Annotated in this window: 24 protein-coding genes and 1 other annotated feature; of the genes, 15 read left to right on the top strand and 9 right to left on the bottom strand. The window is 55.8% G+C overall.

From position 1 onward, the window contains the following. Positions 1-81: 81 nt before the first annotated feature. Positions 82-174 (bottom strand): stress response membrane protein YncL, encoded by a 93-nt coding sequence (yncL, locus tag SK53_RS22565; protein ID WP_071785204.1) that lies wholly within the window; start codon positions 172-174, stop codon positions 82-84. Between the two features lie 324 nt (positions 175-498). Between yncL and thrS the strand changes: the two genes are divergently transcribed. The 14 genes from thrS to selO all read left to right on the top strand — a co-directional run bounded on the left by thrS (position 499) and on the right by selO (position 13,142). Further along, positions 499-2,427: a threonine--tRNA ligase gene (gene thrS, locus SK53_RS06345; RefSeq protein ID WP_003857814.1), complete on the top strand. Its 1,929-nt coding sequence runs from the start codon at positions 499-501 to the stop codon at positions 2,425-2,427. Positions 2,428-2,430: 3 nt separating this feature from the next. Next, positions 2,431-2,973: a translation initiation factor IF-3 gene (gene infC / locus SK53_RS06340; RefSeq protein WP_023616141.1), complete on the top strand. Its 543-nt coding sequence runs from the start codon at positions 2,431-2,433 to the stop codon at positions 2,971-2,973. Positions 2,974-3,070: 97 nt separating this feature from the next. Next, positions 3,071-3,268 (top strand): 50S ribosomal protein L35, encoded by a 198-nt coding sequence (gene rpmI, locus SK53_RS06335; protein WP_001124225.1) that lies wholly within the window; start codon positions 3,071-3,073, stop codon positions 3,266-3,268. A gap of 50 nt (positions 3,269-3,318) precedes the next feature. Beyond that, a complete protein-coding gene (gene rplT, locus SK53_RS06330) occupies positions 3,319-3,675 on the top strand; it encodes a 50S ribosomal protein L20 (protein ID WP_000124850.1) in 357 nt (118 codons plus the stop codon). Between the two features lie 117 nt (positions 3,676-3,792). Then, positions 3,793-3,917: a sequence feature (Phe leader region), on the top strand. Continuing rightward, entirely contained in the window at positions 3,798-3,842 is a 45-nt protein-coding gene (pheM, locus tag SK53_RS23555; RefSeq protein ID WP_001386830.1) for a pheST operon leader peptide PheM, read from the top strand. It overlaps the preceding feature by 45 nt. 62 nt (positions 3,918-3,979) lie before the next feature. Beyond that, positions 3,980-4,963: a phenylalanine--tRNA ligase subunit alpha gene (gene pheS / locus SK53_RS06325; protein WP_048208832.1), complete on the top strand. Its 984-nt coding sequence runs from the start codon at positions 3,980-3,982 to the stop codon at positions 4,961-4,963. A 15-nt stretch (positions 4,964-4,978) separates the two neighbouring features. Then, on the top strand, positions 4,979-7,366 hold the full coding sequence (gene pheT, locus SK53_RS06320; protein WP_045346440.1) for a phenylalanine--tRNA ligase subunit beta: 2,388 nt from the start codon (positions 4,979-4,981) through the stop codon (positions 7,364-7,366). A gap of 4 nt (positions 7,367-7,370) precedes the next feature. Next, positions 7,371-7,670, top strand: a complete 300-nt coding sequence (gene ihfA, locus SK53_RS06315; protein WP_003857805.1) for an integration host factor subunit alpha — start codon at positions 7,371-7,373, stop codon at positions 7,668-7,670. Between the two features lie 103 nt (positions 7,671-7,773). Continuing rightward, on the top strand, positions 7,774-8,754 hold the full coding sequence (gene btuC / locus SK53_RS06310; protein WP_048208830.1) for a vitamin B12 ABC transporter permease BtuC: 981 nt from the start codon (positions 7,774-7,776) through the stop codon (positions 8,752-8,754). 33 nt (positions 8,755-8,787) lie between these two features. Beyond that, complete coding sequence (locus tag SK53_RS06305) at positions 8,788-9,339, top strand: glutathione peroxidase (RefSeq protein ID WP_003857800.1); 552 nt, start codon at positions 8,788-8,790, stop codon at positions 9,337-9,339. Next, positions 9,339-10,094 carry a vitamin B12 ABC transporter ATP-binding protein BtuD gene (btuD, locus tag SK53_RS06300; protein WP_022650906.1) on the top strand — a complete coding sequence of 252 codons (756 nt, stop codon included), beginning with the start codon at positions 9,339-9,341 and terminating at the stop codon, positions 10,092-10,094. Before SK53_RS06305 ends, btuD begins: the two co-directional genes overlap by 1 nt. 72 nt (positions 10,095-10,166) lie before the next feature. Then, positions 10,167-10,631: an NlpC/P60 family protein gene (locus tag SK53_RS06295; RefSeq protein ID WP_015570730.1), complete on the top strand. Its 465-nt coding sequence runs from the start codon at positions 10,167-10,169 to the stop codon at positions 10,629-10,631. A 293-nt stretch (positions 10,632-10,924) separates the two neighbouring features. Then, positions 10,925-11,638: an EAL domain-containing protein gene (locus SK53_RS06290; protein ID WP_048208828.1), complete on the top strand. Its 714-nt coding sequence runs from the start codon at positions 10,925-10,927 to the stop codon at positions 11,636-11,638. 61 nt (positions 11,639-11,699) lie between these two features. Next, a complete protein-coding gene (gene selO, locus SK53_RS06285) occupies positions 11,700-13,142 on the top strand; it encodes a protein adenylyltransferase SelO (protein ID WP_048208826.1) in 1,443 nt (480 codons plus the stop codon). Here selO and SK53_RS06280 read toward each other — a convergent pair. From SK53_RS06280 to ppsR, 8 genes are all read right to left on the bottom strand, one after another. After that, positions 13,139-13,918 (bottom strand): heme ABC transporter ATP-binding protein, encoded by a 780-nt coding sequence (locus SK53_RS06280; protein ID WP_048208824.1) that lies wholly within the window; start codon positions 13,916-13,918, stop codon positions 13,139-13,141. The genes selO and SK53_RS06280 overlap by 4 nt on opposite strands. Next, positions 13,911-14,903: a FecCD family ABC transporter permease gene (locus tag SK53_RS06275; RefSeq protein WP_039268858.1), complete on the bottom strand. Its 993-nt coding sequence runs from the start codon at positions 14,901-14,903 to the stop codon at positions 13,911-13,913. Before SK53_RS06275 ends, SK53_RS06280 begins: the two co-directional genes overlap by 8 nt. Then, positions 14,903-15,721 (bottom strand): heme/hemin ABC transporter substrate-binding protein, encoded by an 819-nt coding sequence (locus SK53_RS06270; protein ID WP_048208822.1) that lies wholly within the window; start codon positions 15,719-15,721, stop codon positions 14,903-14,905. Before SK53_RS06270 ends, SK53_RS06275 begins: the two co-directional genes overlap by 1 nt. Beyond that, positions 15,718-16,746, bottom strand: a complete 1,029-nt coding sequence (gene chuS, locus SK53_RS06265; protein WP_023315933.1) for a hematinate-forming heme oxygenase ChuS — start codon at positions 16,744-16,746, stop codon at positions 15,718-15,720. Before chuS ends, SK53_RS06270 begins: the two co-directional genes overlap by 4 nt. A gap of 35 nt (positions 16,747-16,781) precedes the next feature. Further along, entirely contained in the window at positions 16,782-18,764 is a 1,983-nt protein-coding gene (locus SK53_RS06260; RefSeq protein ID WP_045897537.1) for a TonB-dependent hemoglobin/transferrin/lactoferrin family receptor, read from the bottom strand. A gap of 76 nt (positions 18,765-18,840) precedes the next feature. Beyond that, on the bottom strand, positions 18,841-19,029 hold the full coding sequence (hemP, locus tag SK53_RS06255; protein ID WP_015570723.1) for a hemin uptake protein HemP: 189 nt from the start codon (positions 19,027-19,029) through the stop codon (positions 18,841-18,843). Positions 19,030-19,238: 209 nt separating this feature from the next. Further along, positions 19,239-20,285, bottom strand: a complete 1,047-nt coding sequence (gene aroH / locus SK53_RS06250) for a 3-deoxy-7-phosphoheptulonate synthase AroH (protein WP_047054497.1) — start codon at positions 20,283-20,285, stop codon at positions 19,239-19,241. 150 nt (positions 20,286-20,435) lie between these two features. Continuing rightward, positions 20,436-21,269, bottom strand: a complete 834-nt coding sequence (ppsR, locus tag SK53_RS06245) for a posphoenolpyruvate synthetase regulatory kinase/phosphorylase PpsR (RefSeq protein ID WP_017384644.1) — start codon at positions 21,267-21,269, stop codon at positions 20,436-20,438. Positions 21,270-21,604: 335 nt separating this feature from the next. Between ppsR and ppsA the strand changes: the two genes are divergently transcribed. Then, positions 21,605-23,983: a phosphoenolpyruvate synthase gene (gene ppsA, locus SK53_RS06240; protein ID WP_023296353.1), complete on the top strand. Its 2,379-nt coding sequence runs from the start codon at positions 21,605-21,607 to the stop codon at positions 23,981-23,983. The last annotated feature ends 135 nt before the right edge of the window (positions 23,984-24,118 follow it).

Here is a 24,118-nt window from a genome sequence, read left to right as displayed (position 1 = left end):
TTGATACCCTTAGTCTACCAAAGTCTGCGCCAGAAAGCGCTCAACAAGGGAGAACAGGTTATGCCGGAACACCGGTTCGGCTTAAAACCAATGGAATCTGTCAGCCAGAATCAATACCAGGCCAGCAGCGGAAAGTAGATTTAATATCACAACGGTTCTACTCGATACGTTCATGTGATACCCCTTCGATGTTTAAGGACCAGATCAAGAATAGCTCAGCACTTTCGGATTGCGAGCACCCGTCAACAAAAGTTCATTAATGCAGACAACAGGATGTGCGGTTCAAAACGGTCGCAGGAAGGTGCATTCGCCCTGTCAATAGTGTTACCATTACGTCGCCTGTCGTAAACCCGCATTATTCTGAAATCGGCCGGTGAATGATGACGAACCAATTTGACGATTGTTGGTCAGATGGTTTCGTAATCTACTGTTTAATCACGATTATTTTCTTTGTATATGCTCTTATGTGTGGGGCATCACTGCAAATAAGGATATAAAATGCCTGTAATTACTCTTCCTGATGGCAGCCAACGCCATTTCGACCACGCTGTTAGCCCAATGGATGTTGCCCTGGATATCGGTCCTGGACTTGCAAAAGCAACCATTGCAGGCCGCGTAAACGGCGAGCTGGTAGACGCGTCCGATCTGATTGAAAGCGATGCAACGCTTGCGATCATCACCGCGAAAGACGAAGAAGGTCTGGAGATCATTCGTCACTCCTGCGCGCACCTGTTAGGCCATGCTATCAAGCAGCTGTGGCCAAACACCAAAATGGCGATCGGCCCGGTTATCGACAACGGTTTCTACTACGACGTTGACCTTGACCACACCCTGACCCAGGAAGATATCGACGCGCTCGAAAAACGTATGCACGAGCTCGCCGAAACCAACTATGACGTCATTAAGAAGAAAGTCAGCTGGCACGAAGCGCGTGAAACCTTCGTGAAGCGCGGCGAGAGCTACAAAGTCTCGATTCTTGATGAAAACATCGCTCATGATGACAAGCCAGGCTTGTACCATCACCAGGAATACGTCGACATGTGCCGTGGTCCGCACGTGCCGAATATGCGCTTCTGTCATCACTTCAAACTGATGAAAATCGCAGGCGCTTACTGGCGTGGCGATAGCAACAACAAGATGTTGCAGCGTATCTATGGTACCGCGTGGGCCGATAAGAAAGCCCTGAACGCATACCTGCAACGCCTGGAAGAGGCGGCTAAGCGTGACCACCGTAAAATCGGTAAGCAGCTTGACCTGTATCATATGCAGGAAGAAGCGCCGGGGATGGTGTTCTGGCATAACGACGGCTGGACTATCTTCCGTGAACTGGAAACGTTCGTGCGCTCCAAGCTGAAAGAGTACCAGTATCAGGAAGTGAAGGGCCCGTTCATGATGGACCGTGTGCTGTGGGAAAAAACCGGCCACTGGGACAACTACAAAGATGCGATGTTCACCACTTCGTCTGAGAACCGTGAATACTGCATCAAGCCAATGAACTGCCCGGGCCACGTTCAGATCTTCAACCAGGGTCTGAAATCCTACCGCGATCTGCCGCTGCGTATGGCGGAGTTCGGTAGCTGCCACCGTAACGAGCCATCAGGTGCGCTGCACGGTCTGATGCGTGTTCGTGGCTTTACTCAGGATGATGCGCATATCTTCTGTACTGAAGATCAGGTCCGTGAAGAAGTTAACGCCTGTATTCGTATGGTCTACGATATGTACAGCACCTTTGGCTTCGAGAAGATCGTGGTCAAACTCTCAACGCGTCCGGAAAAACGTATCGGCAGCGATGAGACATGGGATCGCGCAGAGGCGGATCTCGCCGTAGCGCTGGAAGAGAACGGTATTCCGTTCGAATACCAGCTGGGCGAGGGCGCATTCTACGGTCCGAAAATTGAATTTACCCTGTATGACTGCCTCGATCGCGCATGGCAGTGCGGAACGGTACAGCTGGACTTCTCCCTGCCGCAGCGTTTAAGCGCCTCTTATGTTGGCGAAGACAACGAGCGTCAGGTGCCGGTTATGATTCACCGTGCGATTCTCGGTTCACTGGAGCGCTTCATCGGCATCCTGACCGAAGAGTTCGCAGGCTTCTTCCCAACCTGGCTTGCGCCAGTGCAGGTCGTGGTGATGAACATTACCGATTCTCAGGCGGATTACGTTAAAGAATTGACGCAGAAACTACAAAATGCGGGCATTCGCGTAAAAGCAGACTTGAGAAATGAGAAGATTGGCTTTAAAATCCGCGAGCACACTTTACGTCGTGTCCCGTATATGTTGGTCTGTGGTGATAAAGAGGTGGAAGCAGGCAAAGTTGCCGTTCGCACCCGCCGTGGTAAAGACCTGGGGAGCCTGGACGTAAGTGAAGTGATTGAGAAGCTGCAACAAGAGATTCGCAGCCGCAGTCTTCAACAACTGGAGGAATAAGGTATTAAAGGCGGAAAACGAGTTCAAACGGCACGTCCGAATCGTATCAATGGCGAGATTCGCGCCCAGGAAGTTCGCTTAACAGGTCTGGAAGGCGAGCAGCTGGGGATTGTGAGTCTGAGAGAAGCGATCGAAAAGGCTGAAGAAGCTGGAGTAGATTTAGTTGAAATCAGCCCTAACGCCGAACCGCCAGTTTGTCGTATCATGGACTACGGCAAGTTCCTTTATGAAAAGAGTAAGTCTTCTAAGGAACAGAAGAAGAAGCAAAAAGTTATCCAGGTTAAGGAAATCAAATTCCGTCCTGGTACCGACGATGGCGATTATCAGGTAAAACTCCGCAGCCTGATTCGCTTTCTGGAAGATGGCGATAAGGCCAAGATCACGCTGCGTTTCCGCGGTCGTGAGATGGCCCACCAACAGATTGGTATGGAAGTGCTTAACCGCGTCCGTGACGATCTGAGTGAACTGGCAGTAGTCGAATCCTTCCCTACGAAGATCGAAGGCCGCCAGATGATCATGGTGCTCGCTCCTAAGAAGAAACAGTAAGGCCTTCAAGCAGCAAAATCTGTGGAGCCTTCGGGTTTCATAGGTTTTGTTCGCCTATGTTTCGTTTATTTAACAATGCGAAGTGGAAGTTATTAAAATGCCAAAAATTAAGACCGTACGCGGTGCTGCTAAGCGCTTCAAAAAAACCGGTAAAGGTGGTTTTAAGCACAAGCACGCTAACCTGCGTCACATTCTGACTAAGAAAGCTACCAAGCGTAAACGTCACCTGCGTCCAAAAGCCATGGTTTCTAAAGGCGATCTGGGCCTGGTCATCGCGTGCCTGCCGTACGCATAAGTCGTTAACGTTTAACTTTTTTAACTTAGAATAGATACAGGAGAGCACACATGGCTCGCGTAAAACGTGGTGTAATTGCACGTGCACGTCACAAGAAAATTTTGAAACAAGCTAAAGGCTACTACGGTGCGCGTTCACGCGTATACCGCGTTGCCTTCCAGGCTGTTATCAAAGCAGGTCAGTACGCTTACCGTGACCGTCGTCAGCGTAAGCGTCAGTTCCGTCAACTGTGGATTGCGCGTATCAACGCAGCAGCACGTCAGAACGGTATTTCTTACAGCAAATTCATCAACGGCCTGAAAAAAGCCTCTGTTGAAATCGACCGTAAGATCCTGGCTGACATCGCAGTATTCGACAAAGTAGCGTTCACCGCTCTGGTCGAAAAAGCGAAAGCAGCACTGGCATAAGCCAGTTGAGAGAGGGGGCTTTGCCTCCTCTTTTCATTTAACACCATCAGAAGATTGACATTTATCCGTGCAGGCTTTTCAATAAGGTCTTAACGGTTTTTACCCTACAAGGTAACGCAAGCATGAATGCTGCTATTTTCCGCTTCTTCTTTTACTTTAGCACCTGACTTCAGGAGGCTAGCGCGTGAAAGATGAAACGAAAAACAGCGCCAGATAAGCCTCCCGATGGAGGCTTTTTTTGTGCCTGAAGTTAAGAGAATACGTCCAACAATTCGGTGTCTGCACCGACATAATGAGGAAAACCATGTCACATCTCGCAGAGCTGGTTGCCAGTGCAACGGCCGCCATTAACCAGGCCTCAGATGTTGCCGCGTTAGACAATGTCCGCGTCGAATATCTGGGCAAGAAAGGGCATTTGACCCTTCAGATGACTACCCTGCGTGAACTGCCAGCAGAGGAGCGCCCGGCAGCCGGTGCAGTGATTAACGAAGCCAAAGAGCAGGTACAGCAGGCGCTGAACGCGCGTAAAGCCGAGCTGGAAAGCGCAGTACTGAATGCGCGTCTGGCGGCAGAAACGATTGACGTTTCTCTGCCGGGTCGTCGTATCGAAAACGGCGGTCTGCATCCGGTTACCCGTACTATCGATCGTATTGAAAGTTTCTTCGGTGAGCTCGGCTTTACCGTGGCGACTGGCCCGGAAATTGAAGATGATTACCATAACTTCGATGCCCTCAACATTCCTGGCCATCATCCGGCACGTGCTGACCACGACACTTTCTGGTTTGACGCTACCCGTCTGCTGCGTACCCAGACTTCCGGCGTTCAGATCCGTACCATGAAGGATCGGGAACCGCCAATCCGTATTATCGCGCCTGGCCGCGTATACCGTAACGACTACGATCAGACCCACACCCCAATGTTCCACCAGATGGAAGGTCTGATTGTTGATAAAAACATCAGCTTCACCAACCTGAAAGGCACGCTGCACGATTTCCTGAACAACTTTTTTGAGGAAGATTTGCAGGTTCGCTTCCGTCCGTCCTACTTCCCGTTCACCGAACCGTCTGCGGAAGTTGACGTGATGGGTAAAAACGGTAAATGGCTGGAAGTGCTGGGCTGCGGCATGGTGCATCCAAACGTGCTGCGCAACGTGGGTATCGATTCAGAAGTGTATTCCGGCTTTGCGTTCGGTATGGGCATGGAGCGTCTGACCATGCTGCGCTACGGCGTAACCGATTTACGTGCGTTCTTCGAAAACGATCTGCGTTTCCTCAAACAGTTTAAATAAGGGCAGGACAGAACAATGAAATTCAGTGAACTGTGGTTACGCGAATGGGTGAACACCACGCTGGACAGCGACGCGCTTTCCAACCAGATCACCATGGCGGGTCTGGAAGTTGACGGTGTAGAGCCGGTTTCTGGCGCCTTCACCGGCGTGGTCGTGGGCGAAGTGGTTGAATGCGGTCAGCACCCTAACGCTGACAAACTGCGCGTAACAAAAGTCAATGTGGGCGGTGATCGTCTGCTGGATATCGTCTGCGGTGCGCCAAACTGCCGTCAGGGCCTGAAAGTGGCCGTGGCGACCGTCGGTGCGGTACTGCCGGGCGATTTCAAAATCAAAGCGGCTAAGCTGCGCGGTGAGCCGTCTGAAGGTATGCTGTGCTCCTTCTCCGAACTGGGTATTTCCGACGATCACTCCGGCATTATTGAACTGCCGCAGGATGCGCCAGTCGGTACCGATATCCGCGAATACCTGAAGCTTGATGACAACACCATCGAAATCAGCGTAACGCCAAACCGTGCCGACTGCTTAGGCATCATCGGTGTGGCCCGCGACGTGGCCGTGCTGAACCAGACCGAACTGAACGTGCCGGAGATCGCGCCGGTTGAGGCAACCATCAGTGACGTGCTGCCGATTCAGATAGACGCGCCTGAGGCCTGCCCACGCTACCTCGGTCGTGTGGTGAAAGGTATTAACGTTAAAGCGCCAACCCCGCTGTGGATGAAAGAGAAACTGCGTCGCTGCGGTATCCGTTCTATCGACGCCGTGGTGGACGTCACCAACTATGTTCTGCTGGAGCTGGGCCAGCCAATGCACGCCTTTGATAAAGATCGTATCGAAGGTGGGATCGTCGTGCGCATGGCGAAAGAGGGCGAAACCCTGGTTCTGCTGGACGGCAGCGAAGCGAAACTGAACGCCGACACCCTGGTGATTGCCGATCACAACAAAGCGCTGGCGATGGGCGGTATCTTCGGCGGCGAGCACTCTGGCGTTAACGACGAGACGCAAAACGTCCTGCTGGAATGCGCGTTCTTCAGCCCGCTCTCCATCACTGGCCGCGCACGCCGTCACGGTCTGCACACTGATGCTTCTCATCGCTACGAGCGTGGTGTGGATCCTGCGCTGCAATACAAAGCGATGGAGCGTGCAACTCGCCTGCTGATCGATATCTGCGGCGGTGAAGCGGGTCCGGTAATTGATGTGACCAACGAAGCGACACTGCCGAAGCGTGCGACCATTACCCTGCGCCGCAGCAAGCTGGATCGCCTGATTGGTCACCACGTTGCCGATGCGCAGGTGACCGACATTCTGACGCGTCTGGGCTGCGAAGTCACAGAAGGTCAGGACGAGTGGAAAGCCGTTGCGCCATCCTGGCGTTTCGACATGGAGATCGAAGAAGATCTGGTGGAAGAAGTGGCCCGCGTTTACGGCTACAACAACATCCCTGACGAGCCGGTGCAGGCGGGTCTGGTGATGGGCAGCCATCGCGAAGCCGATCTGTCTCTGAAGCGTGTGAAAACCATGCTGAACGACAAAGGCTACCAGGAAGTGATCACCTACAGCTTCGTTGATCCTAAGCTGCAACAGCTGATCCACCCGGGTCAGGAAGCGCTGATCCTGCCAAGCCCGATTTCCAGCGAGATGTCAGCGATGCGTCTGTCCCTGTGGACGGGACTGCTGGGCACTATCGTTTATAACCAGAACCGTCAGCAAAACCGTGTACGTATTTTCGAAAGCGGTTTGCGCTTTGTACCGGATACTCAGGCGAATTTAGGCATCCGTCAGGATCTCATGCTGGCCGGCGCCATCAGCGGTAACCGCTATGAAGAGCACTGGGACCTGGCAAAAGGGACGGTTGATTTCTACGATATGAAGGGTGATCTGGAAGCAATTCTCGATCTGACCGGTAAATTATCCGAAATTGAATTCCGCGCAGAAGCGATTCCAGCCCTGCATCCGGGTCAGAGTGCGGCGATCTATTTAGACGGCAAACGTGTTGGTTTCATTGGGGTTGTTCACCCGGAACTGGAACGTAAGCTGGATCTGAATGGCCGTACCATCGTATTCGAACTGGAGTGGAACCCGGTTGCAGACCGCGTCATTCCTCAGGCGCAGGACGTCTCACGCTTCCCGGCAAACCGCCGTGATATCGCGGTTGTGGTCGCTGAAAATGTGCCCGCAGCAGATATTTTGGCCGAATGTAAGAAAGTTGGCGTAAATCAGGTAGTTGGCGTAAACTTATTTGACGTGTACCGCGGCAAGGGCGTAGCAGAAGGTTTCAAGAGCCTCGCTATTAGCCTTATCCTTCAGGATACCAGCCGTACACTCGAAGAAGAGGAGATTGCCGCTACCGTCGCCAAATGTGTAGAGGCATTAAAAGAGCGATTCCAGGCATCATTGAGGGATTGAACCTATGGCGCTTACAAAAGCTGAAATGTCAGAATATCTGTTTGATAAGCTTGGGCTTAGCAAACGGGATGCCAAAGAGCTGGTAGAGCTGTTTTTCGAAGAGATCCGTCGTGCTCTGGAAAATGGTGAGCAGGTTAAACTCTCCGGCTTTGGCAATTTTGATTTGCGAGACAAAAACCAACGTCCGGGCCGTAACCCGAAGACGGGGGAAGATATTCCCATTACAGCCCGCCGCGTGGTGACCTTCAGACCCGGACAGAAGTTAAAAAGCCGTGTCGAAAACGCAACGCCCAAAGCAGAGTAATATGAACTAACTAAAAAGGCCGCTCACGCGGCCTTTTTTCTTTGCGCTATTTGCTAAACCCGCCGTAAAATCAATGATATCTCAACCGGATAACCTATCGTCTATGCTTGATCTTGCCCGTCTTCAGCACCGCTCCGATCTCCGCCGCCTGTGTCTGCTCGGGGTGCTGTTGATTGTCGCCACCACCGTCAGCCTGTGTGCGGGCGATCGGTGGCTGGGGCCGGAAAGCTGGTTTACGCCTGAAGGGCAGCTCTTTGTCTGGCAGATCCGCCTGCCGCGGACGCTGGCTGTCCTTTTGGTCGGCGCTGCGCTGGCGCTGTGCGGTACGATCATGCAGGCATTATTTGAAAACCCTCTGGCGGAACCCGGGCTTCTCGGGGTCTCGAATGGTGCAGGCGTCGGGCTTATCGCCGCCGTGATGCTGGGGGGAGGCGAGCTCTCCGCCTGGGGGATTAGCCTCAGCGCCATCCTTGGCGCGCTGTTGATAACCCTTATCCTTCTGCGCTTTGCTCGTCGCCATTTATCCACCAGCCGGCTGCTGCTTGCCGGGGTAGCGTTGGGGATCATCTGTAGTGCGCTGATGACCTGGGCCGTCTACTTCTCCACCTCCTTCGATCTGCGCCAGTTAATGTACTGGATGATGGGGGGATTTGGTGGCGTCGACTGGCGTCAGGGGTGGCTGATGGTGCTCCTGATCCCGGTTATCCTCTGGATGGTTTTCCAGGCGCAGCCGCTGAATATTCTCGCGCTGGGCGAAACGTCTGCTCGCCAGCTCGGGATGCCGATTGGATTCTGGCGCAACGTGCTGGTTATCGCCATCGGCTGGATGGTGGGCGTAAGCGTGGCGCTTGCGGGGGCGATTGGCTTTATTGGGCTGGTGATCCCGCATATGCTGCGTCTGTGCGGCATTACGGACCACCGAACCCTGCTCCCGGCCTCGGCGGTTGCCGGGGCGGCAACGCTGCTGGTTGCCGATATCATCGCCCGACTCGCCCTGACGGCCGCTGAGTTGCCCATAGGCGTGGTGACCGCAACGCTGGGCGCGCCGGTCTTTATCTGGCTACTATTAAAAGCTGGACGTTAAAACACAACCTGTAAGTCAACCTGAGGGAATGCTATGCAGTCTGATATTCTGAATACCGAAGTGACGACCATTGACGGCGAGAAAACCACGCTGGTAGGCTACAAGGGCAAGGTGCTGCTCATCGTGAACGTGGCGTCAAAATGTGGCCTTACGCCGCAGTATGAACAGCTGGAAAACATTCATAAAGCCTGGGAAAAAGACGGCTTTACCGTACTCGGCTTCCCGTGCAACCAGTTCCTGGGCCAGGAGCCGGGCAGCGAAGAGGAAATTAAGACCTTTTGCAGCACAACCTATGGCGTGACGTTCCCGATGTTCAGCAAAATTGACGTGAACGGGGAAAATCGTCATCCGCTGTATGCCAAACTGGTGGCCGCGGCGCCGACCGCCGTTGCGCCTGAAGAGAGTGGTTTCTATGAGCGTATGGCGAGTAAAGGCCGCGCGCCGCTCTATCCGGACGATATTCTGTGGAACTTCGAAAAATTCCTGATTGGACGTGACGGTCAGGTCGTGCAGCGTTTTTCGCCTGACATGACGCCGGAAGATCCTATCGTGATGGAATCAATCAAGCTGGCGCTGGCGAAATAATGACGCTGCTGATGCAGCTCACGGACGTTGCCGGGAAGGGACGTCTTGAGCCTGTGACTGCCGCAGTCAACGCAGGTGAAATCCTTCACCTGGTTGGGCCAAACGGCGCCGGAAAAAGCACGCTGCTGGCGCGTATGGCGGGGCTGACCACCGGGGAAGGAGAGATAACCTTTCTCGGGCAATCGCTCGTCGACTGGCTACCCGCTACACTTGCCTCCCGTCGAAGCTACCTGGTTCAGCAGCAGGTTCCGCCCTTTGCGATGCCCGTCTGGCACTACCTGACGCTGCATCTGTCTGATAAAAATCAGGTGGGCTTGCTCAACGAGGTTGCTGCGGCGCTCGGGTTAGACGATAAGCTCACCCGGCAGGCAAATCAGCTTTCCGGCGGCGAGTGGCAGCGCGTGCGTCTGGCCGCCGTTATCCTTCAGATCCATCCGGCGGGAAATCCTCACGGGCGGATGCTGCTGCTGGACGAGCCGATGAGCGGGCTGGACGTTGCCCAACAGGCAGCGCTGGATACCCTGCTCAGCGCGCTATGTCGCAAGGGGATCGCCATTGTGATGAGCAGCCATGATTTAAACCATACGTTGCGCCACGCGCATCGGGTGTGGTTGCTGGCGCGTGGCAAACTGATTGCCAGCGGAACGCGCGACAACGTGCTGACGGCCGCCAATCTTGCGAGCGCTTACCACATGTCGTTCCGGAGGCTGGATATTGAAGGCCACAAGATGCTCATTTCCACGGCGCAGGAATAACCTTTCTTGCACAGTCGCATAGATGCACGCTAAATTACCGAAAGAACAAAAAAAGCAGAGGATTCGTCTGAAATGCGATTCTGGTTTCTCCTTGTTGCGGCGCTATTTCTTGCAGGATGCAGCAGCCATCGTGCACCTCCGCCCAACCCACGGCTTTCCGATTCCATTACGGTCATTGCCAGCCTGAACGATCAGCTCAGCAACTGGCGCGGCACCCCTTATCGCTACGGCGGCATGAGCCGGGGCGGGGTGGATTGCTCAGGATTCGTGCTGATGACCTTCCGCGATAAATTTGACCTCCAGCTTCCGCGAGAAACGCGTATGCAGGCGAAAATCGGCACTGAAATTGATAAAGACGAACTCCTGCCCGGCGATCTGGTCTTTTTTAAAACGGGCTCCGGTGAAAGCGGCCTTCATGTCGGCATTTATGACACCGATAATCAGTTCATTCATGCCTCGACCAGCCGTGGCGTGATGCGCTCCTCTCTGGATAATGTTTACTGGCGTAAAAACTTCTGGCAGGCCAGACGTATTTAACCGCTGCATAAAAATGCAGTGCGGAGGGCCTGGCGGTGAAAATAGACGTCAGGCTTTTCTTACGGGTTGATTAAAGTTAAATTTTTTGCCCAATTATTTATGGCGGCATGTGCCTGTTTTATCTAAAACTGGCTATTATTCAATAACCAGGATAAAATTAATTAAGATTCAGGGAAAAATCTGAAAATTAATACGGAAAGAATGAAATTAATCTTATTAAAATCAAGACAGTGGAATTGTGCCTGCAATTGCTCCAGGATGTTCTCTCTCATCTTTAATGCAGGACAAGCGCGATGATTATTACGCTAGATAATGCTTACCAGTCTGAACTTTTACTCCTTCCGGCGCGTGATAGTGCAGGTTTGCTTAAAGGTTTAGAGATTTTGGTTAACTTTACTGGCGTGGGTGCGGACGTACGGATCCCGACTGAACTGGTTATCCCCCATCTTTCTCAGGAAGATGAATTAGCGCTGTTTCAGGAGAAACTACAATTACTCGATACCTGTAAGCTATTTTTTATTCAGCATCAGTTAATTGCATGGATCAATATTACACCTGCAATTGTTGAGTTTTTATTAACTAATGAGAACGCTGTTTCAATCCTTGAACGATATCCGTTTCTTGAGTTTACTGTTAATGAGAACTATCCAGGTTTAAATAACGGGAAAGACGATCCCTGTCTGGCAAGAATGGCGATCCATTTCCCCCTAGTGCTGGCTAACTTCGGTGCAGGGGCTGCGTCCCTTAAGCCGATTTATGATGGTCTGTTCAAACGGGTGGTTCTGGATAAAAACTTTATCCAGCAGCGTGTCTCGGCACTCTCGTTTGAGCCTTTTATGCGCGCTATTCTCTGGCAGATCGCGCCGCACTGTCAGTCGGTCATGGTCTCGGGAATTGACGATCACGGCATCTTACAACGCGTGCTGCCCTTCAATTTTGGTGCAATGCAGGGAAGCCTGTGGCCTGCCGTCCCGGCAGAGCGGGTCACGACTCTCGTACAGCAATAACCCCTTTCTTCGCCCGTGTTTACGTCCAGGGAAACCCTCTACACTTAAAGCAGGAGGACTTATGACCCTGTCTTTTACTGCTCACTGGCACGATGAATTACCCGGCTTTTACACCGCGCTTAAGCCAACGCCTTTACAAAACGCGCGTCTTATCTGGCATAACGATGCATTAGCGGATTCGCTTGGCATCCCTTCGACGCTTTTTCAGCCAGAAAAAGGCGCCGGCGTCTGGGGCGGCGAAACGCTGCTTCCGGGCATGAAGCCGCTGGCTCAGGTCTACAGCGGACATCAGTTTGGCGTCTGGGGGGGACAGCTCGGCGATGGCCGCGGTATCCTGCTGGGTGAACAAGTTCTGCCGAATGGCGAAACGCTCGACTGGCACCTGAAAGGGGCAGGGCTAACCCCATACTCACGCATGGGAGATGGCCGCGCGGTGCTGCGTTCAACCATACGTGAAGGTCTGGCTTCCGAGGCGATGCACGCTCTGGGGATCCCTACCTCACGTGCGCTGTCCATTGTCACCAGCGACACGCCGGTGGCCCGCGAAACGATGGAGCAGGGAGCGATGCTGGTCCGCGTGGCGGAAAGCCATCTGCGTTTCGGTCATTTTGAACACTTCTACTATCGCCGCGAGCCGGATAAAGTCCGCCAGCTTGCCGATTACGCTCTTCGTCGTCACTGGCCGCACCTGCAAAACGAGCCGGACCGCTATGTTCTCTGGTTCCGTGATATTGTTGCGCGCACCGCCGCAATGATTGCCCGCTGGCAGGCCGTCGGCTTTGCCCACGGGGTGATGAACACCGACAACATGTCCCTGTTAGGGCTGACGTTTGACTACGGTCCGTACGGCTTCCTTGATGACTATCAGCCGGGTTACATCTGTAACCATTCGGACTATCAGGGGCGTTACCGTTTCGACAACCAGCCTGCGGTGGGGCTGTGGAACCTTCAGCGGCTTGCACAAAGCCTGTCGCCGTTTATCGACGTTGATGCCCTGAACGATGCGCTGGACAGCTATCAGGAGGTCCTGCTGCGGGAATACGGTGTGTTAATGCGCACCAGGCTGGGGCTGATGACGCAGGAAAAAGGCGATAACGCGTTGCTGAATGGGCTGTTTGCCATCATGGCGCGTGAAGGCAGCGACTATACCCGAACCTTCCGTATGCTGAGTCAGACAGCGCAGCAGAGCGCCGCGTCACCGCTGCGCGACGAGTTCGTCGATCGACAGGCGTTTGATGACTGGTTTGCCGCTTACCGGGCGCGTTTACAGCAGGAACAAATTGATGACGATACCCGCCAGGCGCGGATGAAGGCGGTTAACCCGGCGATGGTATTGCGCAACTGGCTGGCGCAGCGGGCCATTGAGCAGGCAGAGCAGGGGGACTATACCGAGCTGCATCGGCTACATATCGCCCTGCGCACGCCGTTTGCCGACCGGGAGGATGACTATGTCAGCCGCCCGCCGGACTGGGGCAAGCGGCTGGAAGTGAGCTGCTCAAGCTAAGGGGCGAGAAAAACCTGCGGCGCGGCGTGCGCCGGATGTCTGCCGACGTGCACCTGCGCACCGTACCAGCGTGCCAGCGCGTCGGCCTGCAAAACCTTCTCCGGTATGCCCTGAGAAACAATCCTGCCGTTGTGTAACAGCAGGATCCGGCCCGACCATAATGCGGCAAGATTGAGATCGTGCAGCACCACGCAGGCGTGAAGATGGCCCTGACGGGTCAGCGATTTCAACAGGCGCAGCAGATGCTGCTGGTGGTAGAGATCCAGCGCGGAAGTGGGTTCGTCGAGAAACAGCCAGCCGCGTGGCGTTCCGTCACGCCACAGCTGCGCCAGCGCGCGGGCGAGCTGGACGCGCTGTTGCTCGCCCCCCGAGAGGGCATGATAGCGCCTGCCGGCCAGCGGCAGGCAACCGGTCAGCTGCAACACCTCACGCACAATTGACGGTTCCGGGTGACGCGTCCAGGGCGCACGCCCCATTCCAACGATCTCCTCCACCTGCCAGTCAAATTCAGGCTGAGATTGCTGGCGCATCACCGCCCGATAGCGCGACAGCACCTGCGGATGCCATTCATCCAGCGCTTTTCCCGCCAGCGAACAGCCTCCGCTGTCGGGTTTCAGATAGCCGGTCAGCAGCCGCAGCAGCGTGGATTTCCCCGCGCCGTTGGGGCCGATCAATGTAACCAGCTCTCCCTGCGACAGTGACAGCGAAACGTTATCTGTCAGCGTGCGGCCAGACCGGGTAAAAGTCAGATTTGCAGCCGTATAACGTTCAGCCATGCTGTTCTCCACGACGAAAAATGAGCCATAAGAACCAGGGAGCGCCAAGGATACTGGTGAGCAGGCCGACCGGCATTTCTGCCGGGGCGACCAGGGTGCGCGCGACCGTATCCGCCACCAGCAGCAGTAACGCGCCCGCGAGTACCGTGCCGGGGAGGGTTGCCCGGTGATCGGCGCCCAACCACATGCGCATCAGGTGCGGCACCACGAGTCCGACAAAGCCAATCACGCCGCTGACGGCGACAGCCGCAGCGACCAGCAGGGCGCTGCATAACAGTAATATTCGCTGTACAAGGGCAACGTCCACGCCAAGGTAATGCGCTTCCTCTTCACCCAGTTGCAGTAAATTTAACGCACTGGCACAGCGCCAGATCGCCAGAGCGGCAGGCACCATCAGCGAGGTCACGGCGAGCAGCGTGGACCACTGCGCCTGACCAAGACTTCCCATTCCCCAGAGTGAAAGCTGACGCAGCTGGGCGTCATTGCTGACCCACGAAAGCACACCCACTGCCGCACCGCACAGGGCATTGATGGCGATACCCACCAGCAACAGACGTGACAGAGAGGTGTCATGCTGCTTGCTGAGCAGGAAGATCACGCCTGTGGCTGCCAGCGCCCCAAGAAATGCCGCCAGCATAGGGGCGTAAAGCATCACCAGCGCGGGCAGCGCGAGCGGGAGCACCACCCACAGGGCGACGGCCAGCGCCGCACCGCTGCTGATCCCGAGCAGGCCCGGGTCGGCAAGCGGATTGCGGAACAGCCCCTGCATGACGCAGCCGGCGAGCGCCAGCGACCCGCCAATCACCAGCGCCAGCAGCACGCGGGGCAGACGGATGGTGAGCCAGATCTGGCGTAGCGTCTCATCGCTGCCGCTCCACAGCACGTTCACCGGCAGGCGTAACGCCCCAAAACCGGTAGCCATGATCGTCATGACGGTAAGCGACCCCGCCAGAAGCCATAACGATAATGTGATGCGCCGGGACATCAGGGCAGTTGCTCCGCTCTGGCACGCAGCTGTTGTATGGCTTTCGGCGTGCGGACGCTGAAGCCCAGCAGGGCCATGTCATCAATAGCCAGCACCTGCTTGCTTCGTCCCGCTGGCGTTTGCGCCAGACCGGGCAGTTTCCACAGATTTTCTTCGCCGCCCAGCGCGTTAAGGCCCTCCTGCGAAATCACCACCAGATCCGGCTGGCTGGCCATCACCCCCTCCTGGGAAAGCGGCTGATAGCGGGTAAAGCCCTGCATGGCGTTCTGCAACCCGGCGGCGCGTATTGCCGCATCCGCGCCGGTCTGTTGCCCGGCCGCCATTGCGGTCATTCCGCCGTGGCTGAGGATAAACAGCACCCGCTTGTTGAGCGGTATTGAGGGCAGTGCCGCCAGCGCCTGACGCAGCGAGCTGCGCAGGGTTTCCCCTTGCGCCTCATGATGCGTCGCCTGAGCTATCACCCTCACTTTTTCGTCAATCGCGCGCAGGTCAGGCGTGCCGGGAACGGTAACCACCCGGACGTGGCTCTGTTCAACCTGCTTCAGCGCCAGAGAGGGCTGCGCCTGGTCGCTTGCCAGCACCAGCGTCGGGCGTACGGACAAAATCCCCTCCGCATTCAGCTGGCGAAGATACCCCACGTCAGGCAGCACGTTTGTCGCCTGCGGCCACTGGCTGGTACTGTCGCGCGCAACCAGAGAAGACTCCGCGCCGAGGGCGTAGACGATCTCCGTCACGTCGCCGCCGAGGGCGACAATTCTCTCCGGCGCGGCGACGGCGACCAGCGGCAGGGCACAGAGCAGGGCAAACCAGTTTTTCATGCCGCCAGCCCTTCCGGCGTCAGGGCGTCAATCTGGCGACGCCACTGGCTCTGCTCAGGCTCGCCTTCGGTACGCTGCCCATAGAGCTGGGCGATCTGAGTGCCATCCGCAGCAAACAGCTCCAGGCTGGTAACGTGTCCGTCCGCCGTAGGTTTACGCGTTACCCACGTCTCGGCGATAGTCTCCTCCAGCAGATGCAGGGTAAAGGTTGGGTTGAAGATGTTCAGCCAGCCTTTCATGGGCGTCAGTTTTTCCACCACACCGGTGAAAATCTGCACGCAGCCGCGGTTGCCGACGAAGATCATGATTTCGTTTCTGTCCTGTCGCGCCGTCTCCAGCAGCTGTGCCAGCGCGCTGTTATCCACCTTACAGGCCAGATCGTCACTCACCAGACGAAACGCCTGCTGGCGGCTCAGGTTATGGCGCTTCAGTAAGCTAAAGAACTGATGCACGTCGGTCATGGCGCGCCACTCTTTCTCCACCGAGCCTGCATCAGCACCGTCGGAATGCGCAGGGGACTCGACAGCCTTTAGCGCCAGAGCGGGGTTATCGGCAATGATAAAACGGGTCAGCACGTCGCCCCAGGCGGCAACGTCGGTGTGATCCGTGGTGTAGACCTTAAGTAAAGCGTCGCCCTGATGATCGAAGAACTGAATGCTCTGACGTTCGCCGCGGGAGGTCGTTTCACTTATGTGAAACGCGCTCGCCCACTGGTTGAGGAACAAACGCAGATCCAGCGCACGCGGATTTAGCACCAGCCCGGCGTGGCCGCCGAGGTGCTGGTTAGTAAACGCTCCGATCTGTTCATGAACGGCGTATTCGTTACGGCAGATGCATTTGGTTTCCCCCACCGACTCCAGCGCCGCCAGAATCTCACGGATTTCACCGCGCAGCCGCCAGGCGTCGTGTCCAACACGCGCAAATGCCAGCTCTGCTTCGCTGATGTGCATTAATCCGGCGATATCACGGGCGTACTTACCCGGATGTTCTTCTTTAAGCTCAAGCCAGCGTGTGTAGTGACCCATAATCTTATCCTTCTGAATCGTTGCCCCGAAGGGAATTACCATTGATAACTGACGAAGATCTTGCCGTTGCGGCCATCCTGCGGGATGCCCTGAGGTGACCAGTAGGCTTTATCGAAGGCGTTCCCCAGCACGAGGGTGGTGGTGATGCCTTTGAACTGCTGCTGACCTTTATAACTGACGTAGAAATCATTCACTGCGTAGCCAGGCTGCTCGCTGTAGCTGCTGCTGATGTGCGTTGAACGTTCGACGAAGGTGCCGATCCAGCCCACGGAGAATCCGCTTTGCGCCACCGGGATATCCAGCTTGCTGGTGACGGTGTCCGGGTTGATGCTGGAGATGTATTCGCCCGTGTCGGTATCTTTCCCGCGCGTGCGGTTGTAGGCCACGTCCAGGTTGAACAGACTGGTCGCGTAGGTCGCCATCATGTCCCAGCCCCAGATTTTGGCATTTGGTACGTTATAGGACATGGTGGTGGCCGCCGCAAAATCGACGGTAGTGGAGATGTAATCTTTCGCTTTGGTGTCGAAGTAGCTGGCTTTGAACTCCAGCGCGTCGTTGGCGAGCAGCAGGTCGTCAAAACGTAGCCCAAAACCGAACTCCTGGGTTTCGTTAGTTTCCGGACGCAGGTTCGGGTTCGGCACCCAGTAGTTGGTGTAGAAGCTGCCGATAGAGAAGTGCTTCGAGTCGTTATACATCTCGCCCATCGTTGGCGCGCGGAAGGCCTGGGCGTAAGAGCCGAACAGCATCAGCCAGTCGGCTGGACTCACGGTTAACCCGGCGCGTGATGACCACTTATCCGCATCCACGTCATCGTAACCGCTGCTGCTGCCGCGGTAGTTGTCGTAACGCGTCCCGCCGAGAAGCGTTACCGGCAGGTCGCGCAGGGTAATCTCATCCTGCAACCAGCCGGAGCTGAAGTCGATTTTAGCGTCCGGGAAGCCGGTGGTCGCGCCGCCAGGGTGTTGCTCCTGACGATAGTATTCTCCGCCGTAGGTCAGCAGGTGCGAGGCGAAGGAGTCGCTGAACAGGCGGGTGCGGTTTTCGACTTTGCCGCCTTTGGTGGTCTGCTTACGGAACTCGCCGCTGGCGTCGATGTTCTGGGCGTTGATCCGCGCTTCGGACCAGTAAATTTTCGCATCGGCGTTCAGCCAGTTGTTTCCGGCTGGCGCAATGCGGTAGCCAAGCTGGGCATCGCGCTGAATGGTGGAACGATCGGTCATCGGGTTACTGCTGCTGGCATCTGTGGTCTGCGGATTTTTCGGCTCCTGCGCGTCGTTATTGTAGTAGCGCAGAGAGCCGCTCAGCGTCTGCGCCGGATCGATTTTCCAGCTGCCTTTCGCCAGCATATTGTTGATGGATTCGTCGTTTGGCGCCCTCGCGCCGTCACTCTGGCGGATGTCGCCGCGATCGCGGCTGGACCAGGAGACCACACCGTCCAGGGTATCGGTGCGGCCATAGGCGCTGGCGCCCATCCCGGTGCTGTGATCGCCCGTTGCACCGGTAGCAAATACGCGATAGCCGCTGTTTTTACCTGCATCCAGCAGATCGCTGGCGTCGACGGTGTCATACGAAATTACGCCGCCCAGCGCGCCGCTGCCGTACAGCAAGGCGGAAGGGCCGCGCACCACTTCGATACGTTTGATCAGCGCCGGATCGAGGAACGTGCTGTTCAGGTGTCCGGTATCGGTGCCCTGGCGCACGCCATCCACCAGCACCAGCACGCCACGGCGGTCATAGCCACGGAGGTTAACGTCCTGACCGTTGGTGCGCCCGGTGCCGTCCAGCGTCAGACCGGGCACCTTGCGCAGCAGGTCGGCAGCGGAGCTGGCGGTCTGGTTTTCCGGCGCGGTGGCGTCAATCACGCTCACCATCATGGGGGCTTCAAAGGCGCTGCGGGCATTGCCGGTGGCGGTGACGGTGATCTCGTCTGCAGCGGCAAACGTAACGCCCGGCAGGGTGCTGACAATCGCCAGCGCCAGAAGAGACGGGCGTAAAGACGCGGATTGCAGGTGTGGCATAGCAACTCTCCATAAGAATTGAAAAGCGCTGGCTGCCTGGGGATCACCTGGGTGGCTGGCGAATGTGTTGTCTGGTTTATTTAGTCAGGATCAGTTTTCCGGCATTGGTCTGGCGCAGCAGGTAGTGCTGGCCGTCATGCTCGATAATGACCCGTCCCTCCTCACCCAACAGGCTTTTACTGTCGATTCGGCGATCGGTGGGAGCAGGGGACGGCGCTGTGTGTGTTTTTGTTGGCGTTGCCGCGCTGTTATCGGTCGGTGACATAATGTTTATAAATAACAATCAATGTAACAATGATAATCATTATCAATAAACTGCAAATTCACAGCAAGCGTTTTTGTGAAAATTGTGTGACGGGATCAAATTTGGGGGAGAGATGCGGTCTGACGCCCTCACCCCGACCCTCTCCCACGGGGAGAGGGAGAAGGGCACGTACCGTAGGCCGGGTAAGCGCAGCGTCACCCGGCAGGATTTTAAAAGCGCGTGTCCACGGCTGAAGCCAGCATCTCCAGCAGCCGTTCGCTGTCTTCCCAGCTCAGGCACGGGTCGGTGATTGACTGGCCGTAGACCATTTGCTGTCCGGCGACGATCTTCTGCGTGCCTTCTTTGATAAAACTCTCCGCCATAATTCCTGCAATGGCGGTCGAGCCGCTGCGGATCTGCTGGCAAACTTCCTCGCAGACGTCCAGCTGGCGGCGGTGCTGTTTCTGACAATTGCCGTGGCTGAAATCCACCACCAGATGCTCCGGCAGGTCAAATTCCGCCAGCGTTTCGCAAGCGGCGGCAATATCATCTGCATGGTAATTCGGTTTTTTACCGCCACGCATAATGATATGTCCGAACGGGTTGCCGCTGGTCTGGTAGATGGTCATCTGGCCGTTTTTATCCGGGGAGAGGAACATATGGCTGGCGCGTGAGGCGCGGATGGCATCTACGGCAATTCGGGTATTGCCGTCCGTTCCGTTTTTGAAGCCCACCGGACAGGAGAGCGCCGACGCCATTTCACGGTGGATCTGGCTTTCGGTGGTACGCGCGCCTATCGCGCCCCAGCTTATGAGGTCGGCAATAAACTGTCCGGTCACCATATCCAGAAATTCGGTGGCAGTCGGCACGCCCAGCTCGTTAACCTGTAACAGCAGCTTGCGCGCCAGCGCAATACCGTGATTCACCCGGTAGCTACCGTTCAGATCGGGATCGGAAATCAATCCTTTCCAGCCCACGACGGTACGCGGCTTTTCAAAGTAGGTACGCATCACGATCTCCAGGCGATCCTGATACGTGCCGCGCAGCGTCTGAAGGCGTTGTGCATAATCCATTGCCGCGTCCAGGTCGTGGATGGAGCAGGGGCCAATCACCACCAGAAGACGTTTGTCTTCACCATTGAGAATTTTTTCGATGCGGCGACGGGAGGCCGTCACATGGTCCGCCACCTCGGCGGAAACGGGATGCAGCCTGGCCAGTTCAGCCGGTGTGACCAGGCTATCAATGCGCGCGGTGCGCAGTTCGTCGGTTTTGTTCATGGAATGTCTCAGAAATTTTTTGCTTCATCGGCAGACTACCGGGAAGTGATGGGCATCACCTTAAACCAATCCCTGCTGATTTCAAGTTCGGGGCACGTCGCCCCGAGGATGGCATGATAATAACTGAAACTGAATTAATGTACTAGCGTATTAGTACATGCGGCGATTTAGCCCCATGATATCGAGGATCTTGGTGGCAATTTCTTCTACTGAATAGTTGGTACTGTTCAGCCAGGGAATTTGATTTTTCCGGTACAGCGCTTCGACTTCAGAGACTTCCATTCGGCACTGGCGCATCGAGGCGTAGCGGCTGTTCTCGCGACGTTCTTCGCGGATCGCCGCCAGTCGTTCCGGGTTGATGGTCAGCCCAAACAGCTTATGCTGGAGCGGCTTGAGCGCGGCGGGCAGCACCAGGTTATCCATATCATCGGCAATAAAGGGGTAGTTGGCGGCGCGGATGCCAAACTGCATTGCCAGGTATAGGCTGGTGGGAGTTTTACCGCAGCGCGACACGCCGAGCAAAATCACCTGCGCCTGGTCGAGATTGCGCAGCGAGATCCCGTCGTCGTGCGCCAGGGTGTAGTCAATAGCGGCAATACGCGCATCGTATTTGGTCAGGTTACCGGGGTTCAGCCCGTGGGTACGGTGGGCGATCGGCGTCGGGTCGAGCTTCAGCTCGCTTTGCAAGGGGGCAACCAGCGCCTGCACGATGTCCTGACAGAAGCCCTCGCTTTGCAGAATGATATTGCGGATCTCAGGGATCACAATGGAATAGAACACCAGCGGACGAACGCCGGTCTGCTGGTAAATAGCGTCGATCTGGTCCTTGACCGCTTTGGCCCGGCTCTCATTTTCCACGAACGGCAGCGTGATGCTGTTTATCGATACCGGAAACTGCGACATCACCGCGTGTCCCAGCACCTCGGCGGTAATCGCCGTCCCATCAGAAATATAAAAAACGTGGCGATCGACAGCATTATCCATTTTATCCACCCTGAATAGCGTACGTAATTGCCTGAAAGCATAAATTAAAAAAGTTAATTTCACAGCAAAGAACTTATCTGAATTTAAAATGAAATGGTGTTTTTGATTTTCCTGAAAAGTAGATTTCATTTTTCGATTAGCGGCTTTATTTCTAAGGTTTTTGCCGGAATCTATAGGAATCATCGGGTTAGCGAATGCGGGGAAACTGTCCGAAAAGTTGAAAATTTAAATTGCTTACACGATTCACCGTTTTTTTAGCGGAAATAAATATGCCAGTATAAATACGTAGTCAGGTGTTTCTTACTCCGATCAAATATCACAAAAGGATTGTTTCGATGTCCAACAATGGCTCGTCACCGCTGGTGCTTTGGTATAACCAACTCGGCATGAATGATGTAGACAGAGTTGGGGGCAAAAATGCCTCCCTGGGTGAAATGATTACAAATCTGTCCGGTATGGGTGTCTCCGTACCTAACGGGTTTGCCACAACCGCCGATGCGTTTAACCTGTTTTTAGACCAGAGCGGTGTAAACCAGCGCATTTACGACCTGCTGGATAAAACGGATATTGATGATGTCACCGAGCTTGCCAAAGCCGGCGCGCAAATCCGCCAGTGGATTATCGACACACCTTTCCAGCCGGAACTGGAAAAAGCCATCCATGACGCCTACAACCAGCTCTCCGCTGACGACGCGCAGGCCTCCTTTGCCGTGCGCTCTTCCGCTACCGCAGAAGATATGCCGGATGCCTCTTTCGCCGGGCAGCAGGAAACCTTCCTCAACGTCCAGGGTTACGAGGCGGTACTGGTGGCGGTGAAGCATGTGTTTGCTTCCCTGTTCAACGACCGCGCCATCTCCTATCGCGTCCATCAGGGCTATGACCACCGCGGCGTCGCGCTCTCCGCAGGCGTACAGCGCATGGTGCGCTCCGACGTGGGCTCTTCCGGCGTGATGTTCTCTATCGACACTGAATCCGGCTTCGACCAGGTGGTGTTTATCACCTCCGCATGGGGTCTGGGCGAGATGGTGGTGCAGGGGGCGGTGAACCCTGACGAATTCTATGTGCACAAGCCTACGCTGGCGGCTAACCGTCCGGCAGTGGTACGCCGCACCATGGGCTCGAAAAAAATCCGCATGATCTATGCCCCGACGCAAGAACATGGCAAGCAGGTCACCATTGAAGATGTGCCGCAGGAGCAGCGGGATCGCTTCTCCCTGACCGACGCCGAAGTGGAAGAGCTGGCGAAGCAGGCGGTGCAGATTGAAAAACACTATGGCCGTCCGATGGACATCGAGTGGGCCAAAGACGGACACACCGGCAAGCTGTTTATCGTGCAGGCGCGTCCGGAAACCGTCCGTTCACGCGGTCAGGTCATGGAGCGCTACACCCTGCACGCGCAGGGCAAAATTGTCGCGGAAGGCCGCGCAATCGGCCACCGCATCGGTGCCGGTCCGGTGAAAGTGATCCACGACATTAGCGAGATGAACCGCATTCAGCCCGGCGACGTGCTGGTGACCGACATGACCGACCCGGACTGGGAACCGATCATGAAGAAAGCGGCTGCCATCGTCACGAACCGCGGCGGCCGTACCTGTCACGCGGCTATCATTGCCCGTGAGCTGGGGATCCCGGCGGTAGTCGGCTGCGGTGACGCGACCGAACGCATGAAGGACGACCAGAAGGTGACGGTCTCCTGTGCCGAAGGCGATACCGGTTACGTGTATGCCGATATCCTCGACTTCAGCGTGAAAAGCTCCAGCGTGGATACCATGCCGGATCTGCCGCTGAAGATCATGATGAACGTCGGCAACCCGGACCGCGCGTTTGACTTCGCCTGCCTGCCGAACGAAGGCGTGGGCCTGGCGCGTCTGGAATTTATCATTAACCGTATGATCGGGGTGCACCCGCGTGCGCTGCTGGAGTTCGACGACCAGGACGCAAAACTGCAAAACGAAATCCGCGAGATGATGAAGGGTTACGACTCGCCGAGAGAGTTCTATGTTGGTCGTCTGACGGAAGGGATCGCCACGCTCGGCGCGGCCTTCTACCCGAAACGCGTGATCGTGCGTCTGTCGGACTTTAAGTCCAACGAATACGCCAACCTGGTGGGCGGCGAACGCTACGAGCCGGAAGAAGAGAACCCGATGCTGGGCTTCCGCGGCGCCGGACGCTACGTGTCGGAAAGCTTCCGCGACTGCTTCGCGCTGGAGTGCGAGGCGGTAAAACGCGTGCGCAACGACATGGGGCTGACCAACGTGGAAATCATGATCCCGTTCGTCCGTACCGTGGATCAGGCGAAGGCAGTGGTAGATGAGCTGGCGCGTCAGGGGCTGAAGCGCGGCGAGAACGGGCTGAAGATCATCATGATGTGTGAAATTCCGTCCAACGCCCTGCTGGCAGAGCAGTTCCTGGAGCACTTCGACGGCTTCTCCATTGGCTCGAATGACATGACGCAGCTGGCGCTCGGCCTGGACCGCGACTCCGGCGTTGTCTCTGAGCTGTTCGATGAGCGTAACGAGGCGGTGAAAGCGCTGCTCTCCATGGCCATCCGCGCGGCGAAGAAACAGGGTAAATATGTCGGGATTTGCGGCCAGGGTCCTTCTGACCATGAAGACTTTGCGGCCTGGCTGATGGACGAGGGAATTGATAGCCTCTCCCTGAACCCGGACACCGTGGTGCAGACCTGGCTGAGCCTGGCAGAGCTGAACAAGTAAAATCTGCATAACCTGAAAAAGGCGAGGATATCTGTCCTCGCCTTTTTTATTTTCCTGCGAATATGCTCACCATCACAAATAAAGCAAAAAACCAAATATCATAATTTATCTGTTAATTTAGACAATTGTTAGCGG

Source organism: Enterobacter sp. MGH119, from assembly GCF_001037675.1.
Taxonomy (GTDB): Bacteria; Pseudomonadota; Gammaproteobacteria; order Enterobacterales; family Enterobacteriaceae; genus Enterobacter; species Enterobacter hormaechei_C.
Note: the sequence above shows the minus strand (reverse complement) of the source record. Positions and strands in the feature narration are given on the sequence as shown.